We start from the raw sequence: 6051 nt of genomic DNA, 5'->3' as shown, positions 1-6051 counted from the left end.
TTGTGCACCTGTATTAATAAAACCATTTGCCGTTCCTACAACCTCTTCTGATAACATTTTTAATGGAGCTGAGATAATTAGAATAATATTAAACGACATGAATACAGTAACCACACTTTGATAGACAGCAAACATAGCTATGTTTGGCGCAAAAGCCATTAAATAAAGAAAAACCGCCGTTAATACTGCAAATATCGCTGCAATTACCTTATCTTTTCCTTCAGGTAATTTATCTAAAATATAGCCGCTTCCAAGCATCGCGATAATTCCTGCAACCGCTGGAATAGCTGAAATATACCCAACGGATGTTAAGTCAAGATTACGTGCCTCTACTAAATAAGTTGGCATCCATGCCATTAATCCCCATTGCACAGCATAAATCGCAAAATAGGCAATGAACAAATTCCATATAATCGGGGTTTTCAAAACCTCTCGTAAAGGCGCTTTATCTTTGGAAGGGTTTTCAGTAATTCCTACAGTTGAACCTTTCCGCTCTTTTAAGAAAAAGACGTATAGCAAGACAAATATAATTCCAATGGCACCCGCAATATAAAAGATCATTCTCCAACCGACACTTTGCATGGATTGGGTACCAATGATTGGTGCTATTACTCCCATTATCGTACCGGAAGTGAGCATGAAGGACATAGCACGGCTCCGTTCATTTTGCGGAAACCAACTAGCAATACCTTTTGAGGCGGATGGAAAAAAGCTGCCTTCCCCAAGCCCAAAAAGAAATCGAATGAGGATTAAGGACATGAAGGACCATGCAATTCCTGACAAAATCGTGAAAACGGACCAAGCAAAAACAGCCGTGATAATGACTTTTCGGAAACCAAAACGATCTGCGAGCCATCCACCCGGAATTTGCATTAAGGCATAACCTGCAAAAAAGCTACTTAAAACAATTCCTGTCTGAGAGGCACTTAATTGAAGATCCTTTGAAATACCTAAAATCGCATAATTCATGAAAAATCGATCAAAGTTTCCAATTGACCATCCTAAAAATAGCAAGATGATAATGACATACTTCCAGTTCTGCGATAATTTGGATACCATATAAAACCTCCTAGCTTAATTTGTTGAATTCCATTTAATTATAAAAAATTCGAACTATTCAAACAATGTTCAGTCCTATATAATTAGAACATAAATTATGTTGAGTTCTACATAGTCCGATGGAGGGATTGTAAAAGTGGAGACATTAATGAAATTCAAACAATTTTTAATAGATGACTGTTGCCTTTCACAATTTCAGGTGTGGCAAAGTATAAAGGGATTAGATTTTTCACTTGTATTATCCCATCATTTTGACAAAGAAACTCCCACACCAGAAAGACTTTTCAATGAAAATATACGTACCGATGAAACTTTCACCGATCTTTACTACCATTATTCCAATCATACAACCATTGTCATTAGAATTAGTAAATCTTCCGTCCTAAACAATGAGAATGAGCAAAAACTTAAACCGATCATAGATTTACATTACTTGCAAGTAATGCTAGATCGAGAAAAATATATCAGGAACAAAATGATGGAAAGTATCCGTGATATCTCCATCCTCGAAGATTTAGATAACCTGTTAAAAAAAATATTAGAAAATGCCTTATCGGTTATTCCCGCAGCAGATATGGGAGTTCTATGGATGTACGAACCAAGCTTAGATGTGCTATTTCCTAAAGCATGGACGGGGGGGCCTAAGGAAGAAATCAAAAAAATGAGGATGAAGGTTGGCGAAGGAATTATCGGGAAAACATTTAAAGATAATAAGTCTTTTATTCTTACAAATATAGAGGACATCCTCTCAGAATCATCTGATATTTCATCTGATAATCTTTTTCATCTGTATAATTCTGTCCAATTGGACGATATGAAATCTATTATTTCAGTTCCAATAAAGGTTGAGGAGAGTACTTTATGTGTATTGATTGTTTACCAAAATGGTCCTTATCCCCTTTTAACGAAAGATGACCAACAAATGTTAGAAAGCTTTTCTGATCAGGTCTCGATTGTATTAAGAAATTCGAAACTCTACCAAAATCTCAAAAAACAAAATGATCTTTTAATTCAGCGAGATACCATACACAATACGTTAATAAAAATGTCGCTTCAAAGTAAGGGTTTACAAAAAATCGCAAATGAAATAAAAAAGATGATCAATCACCCATTAATGATCGTAGACTTAACAGATCATCAACAATACTCAAGTCCAACCCAGTGGAAAAGGGAACTGCCTTCAGAGATAAATACAAAATTAAAAACTCAATCTTTTTTTACTGAGTCTTTTAATAGTCAGTCATTGTATATTCACCCTATTATTGCAATTGACGTTCCGATTGGAATAATCGCAGTAGAAATGGAGGAAGATGATTTTTTCCCTTTAAATAAAATGATAATGGAACAGGCAAGTTCCGTGATTGCATTAGAGATTATCAGAAAACAAACATTAGTGGATTCTTATTATCAAAAAACAAATGATCTATTTAATGATTTCATTCAGTGCCGAGAATATAACCTGATACGAAAGAAGGCCATTGAGCTTAGAATTGATGATCATCCCTATTATATGGCAGTCACAATTCATATCCATCCTCACGCTGACTTTCACTTTCTTAATATGCAAATGCATAAACTAATTGCCCAAGTTAAAAAACTTTTAGGAATATATGTTTCAATCATTTTTGGGTATGGAAATAAAGTGACGTTGGTATGCCAATTTAATTACTATGCAGACCAAGATCATGTAAAAAAGAAGCTAGAGCTTATTCATTCCAACTGGATGAATGTTCATGAAGAATCGCTAAAAATGGGAATTGGTACTTGCTATCCGAGTATGGATAATTTAGCAAAAAGTTACTCCGAAGCGGATAAAGCCCTTTCTTTTCTTATCTCGAGGCAACTTAAAAGTATTGTGAATTATCAGGATATTGGCATTAATCATCTTTTTATTCATCAACCCATGGATGACCTGAACTCGTTTGTTAATGAAGTCTTTAATCCTCTCACATCTGATAAAGATGGTACTTTGGATTTGGAACAAACCCTGCTTGCCTATATGGGAAACGACCGTCAAGCGACACAAACAGCCAAACTTTTGCATATCCATGTTAATACTTTATATCAAAGGCTAAAAAGGATCGAAGAAAAGCTTCAAATTTCCTTTTCAAATCCAGAAGACATTTTAAAAGTTCAGCTTGCATGTTATTTAAGGAATTCAATTGTCTCACTAACTTGACTACCGCACTTACTCGGGTTAGTCTTTAAGCATCTAGCAATTAACAGCCTGATAGTTACGAAATATAGTAAAAAAGATCACTCAATTTAGGTTGGTGATCTTTTTTACATATAAGAATATTCCAAAGAACTCTAAATAATCTCTATATATCAGAACTAAGAGTTCAATGGTTTCCCCTCAAATGCTTTAGCATCTAAGACGATAAATGTCTCTAGATTATAGGTAATTATCAAAAAGACTTATCGATTTGGGTTTTAATAGTGAATAAGATTTTAGAGGTGATTAAAGAAAAATGGTAGAGAAAACATTTGAGCAAATAATAAAAAATTAATCACTAGCTAAATCTTCTCCATTTGTCGATATTACTTTCTTATACCAGTAAAAACTTTTTTTCTTGCTTCGCTCAAATGTTCCACTGCCATCATCTTGTTTGTCCACGTAAATAAATCCATAACGTTTTTTCATTTCGCCAGTGGTCGCACTAATCAAATCGATGGGGCCCCACATTAAGTAGCCAAAACAGTCGACACCATCTTCTTCAACGGCAGCCTTTAATGCTTCTAAATGTTTTTTCAGATAATCAATGCGATAACCATCTTGGATGCTGCCATCCTTTTCCACTTTATCGACTGCACCTAATCCATTTTCGGTGATAATAATCGGAATGCCATATCTATGATACAAATAATTCAACATATACCTTAAACCCGTTGGATCGATGGACCACCCCCATGATGACTTCTCCAAATACTCATTTGGAATTCCACCAAATAAAGAGGATTCAATGTTTTCATCACGTTCAGCCGAACTAACGTCACTGGAATAATAATTTAAGCCAATAAAGTCTATTTTTCCTTCCTTAAAGGCACTGTGATCACTTTCACTAATTGGTAATGTAATACCTCTCCGTTCATACTCCTTCAGTTTATATAAAGGAAACGCTCCATTGCACATCGCATCAACCTGGTATAGATCTCTTTCTGTATCCTTAAAGGCTTGCAATACATCAGCAGGTTTACTAGTCTTCGGATAACAAGGTGTGAGTCCAAAAACACAACCAACCTGATTATCGGGATCAATATCGTGTGCCACTTTAACTGCTTTAACACTCGCTAAAGTCATATGATATCCCATTGTCGCAAGTTGCGCATCTCTATCATGTAAATCAGAATACTGTAAACCAGTAATCATATAAGTAAAAGTATTTGAAAAATCACTCTGTATTTCTAAATGATTCAATTCATTAAACGTTACCCAATAACGTACCTTACCTTTATATTCCTTCATCACGGTTTCACAGAAACGAAGATATAACTCAACAGTATCCCTGCTTAGCCATGAATGGTATTTACGTACCAAGTCAATCGGCATTTCAAAATGACATAGAGTAATAATAGGTTCAATCTGATTTGCTCGAAGTTCATCGATTACATGATGATAGTAAGCCAGTCCCTTTTCATTTGGTAATTCATCATCTCCATGAGGAAAAATACGGGACCAGTCAATGGAAAAACGAAGAGCTTTAAATCCCATCTCAGCAAACAACTGAATATCACTCTTATAGCGATGATAAAATTCAATTCCATCATGCGATGGATACGCATTTCCTTCCTCAATGATCTTTGTGATTTTACGCTCCTTTTCATAGCTTCCCGTTGTTACTAAGTCCATATGGCCTAGGCCCTTTCCGTCAGCCTGATAAGCACCCTCACATTGATGAGCAGCAATACTGCCCCCCCATAAAAACTGTTTTGGAAATTCTAGTTTATTCATGATCTCAACCTCTCTTTACACGTAACGGATTTTTTGCCTGGGGTGGCAGCCTCCAGATTGATTCACCGTAATGGCATCTTCTAAGAAAAAAGAGCAGGAATTTAATCTGATAATCTCCTAAAAAGGGAAATGCCAGATTGTACGAGCCACCTGGCATTTTCTCATGATTATTTTCCTTCAAGCTTTTTTAATCGTTCATCGTACACTTCAAATAAACGAACGATATGATTAGCAGTATTCCACTCGCTCATAATGGTCATTAATGTGTCCTGTGCATGGGCAAACAAGAGGGAGAATGCAATCTTCTCTCCGCGAGCTTCACCTTGAATCGTTTCAGTCTGGGCAGAGTGTGCTGCGTTAATTTTCTTTTTCGATTCACCAAGCTTTTGCTTTGCCGCGTCAAACTCACAAGTTGCCACACAGTCCAGTGCTTCTTTAATGATTAATCTCGCGTCACCAGCATTTATGATGATTTTCATCGATACTTCATTGATATCATTCAAGCTGTTTTCGTTCATTTTCTAAGCCTCCAAATTCATTTCTACTGTTCCTGTTCCTTTTTAAACTGCTGCATGTCATAAACTTTGAAAAACGGAAACCAAATCAACCATGAAACAACCACAACTACAGCTACTAAAATCAACCCTCGGAAATCGGAGTTAATGAGGATGGAAGAAATCCCGACCGGCATATACCATAGTTGGAAAAGTCTCTCGGGAATTGTAACCCACTCTAAACTCAAAACAATGTAAGTGATTGCTGGGAGAATCAGTCCATTTAACCACATTGGAATCATTAGAATCGGGTTAAAAGCCACCGGAGCACCGAAAATGACAGGTTCGTTAATATTGAAAATAGAAGGCACAATCGTTACTTTACTTATTGCTTTTAATTGACTGGACTTTGCCAAGAATAACATCATCAGTACCAATGGCAGTGTGGAACCCATACCTCCAATCCACACCCAAGCTGTGAGCGTTTCCATTGTATGAATATTTTGGGCTGCACCATCGATATTCTCTTGAATAGCCTCCAGCCAA

5 protein-coding genes are annotated in these 6051 nt (G+C 36.3%); 1 reads left to right on the top strand and 4 read right to left on the bottom strand.

Annotation, left to right across the window (positions count from 1 at the left end):
* Positions 1-1059: MFS transporter (locus V7659_RS24800; protein WP_335542784.1), on the bottom strand; the 1059-nt coding region annotated here is incomplete at its 3' end.
* A 136-nt stretch (positions 1060-1195) separates the two neighbouring features.
* Here V7659_RS24800 and V7659_RS24795 point away from each other — a divergent pair.
* The gene (locus tag V7659_RS24795) at positions 1196-3238 is read left to right on the top strand and encodes a helix-turn-helix domain-containing protein (protein ID WP_335542783.1); all 2043 of its coding nucleotides are present in this window, start codon (positions 1196-1198) and stop codon (positions 3236-3238) included.
* 327 nt (positions 3239-3565) lie between these two features.
* On the opposite strand, the gene V7659_RS24790 is transcribed toward V7659_RS24795, so the two are convergent.
* The 3 genes from V7659_RS24790 to V7659_RS24780 form a co-directional block, all read right to left on the bottom strand.
* A complete protein-coding gene (locus V7659_RS24790; protein ID WP_335542782.1) occupies positions 3566-5011 on the bottom strand; it encodes a glycoside hydrolase family 1 protein in 1446 nt (481 codons plus the stop codon).
* A 167-nt stretch (positions 5012-5178) separates the two neighbouring features.
* Entirely contained in the window at positions 5179-5529 is a 351-nt protein-coding gene (locus V7659_RS24785) for a PTS lactose/cellobiose transporter subunit IIA (protein ID WP_335542781.1), read from the bottom strand.
* A 23-nt stretch (positions 5530-5552) separates the two neighbouring features.
* A partial coding sequence (locus tag V7659_RS24780; protein WP_335542780.1) for a PTS transporter subunit EIIC occupies positions 5553-6051 on the bottom strand: 499 nt, incomplete at its 5' end.

Origin of the sequence: Neobacillus drentensis (genome assembly GCF_036966985.1) — a bacterium.
GTDB classification, from domain to species: Bacteria; Bacillota; Bacilli; order Bacillales; family Cytobacillaceae; genus Neobacillus; species Neobacillus drentensis_E.
This window is presented reverse-complemented; position numbering and strand designations above follow the sequence as displayed.

Coding starts and splice junctions, on each gene's coding strand:
- V7659_RS24785 (WP_335542781.1), bottom strand. CDS start 5,529: ATGAACGAAAACAGCTTGAATGATATCAATGAAGTATCGATGAAAATC.
- V7659_RS24790 (WP_335542782.1), bottom strand. CDS start 5,011: ATGAATAAACTAGAATTTCCAAAACAGTTTTTATGGGGGGGCAGTATT.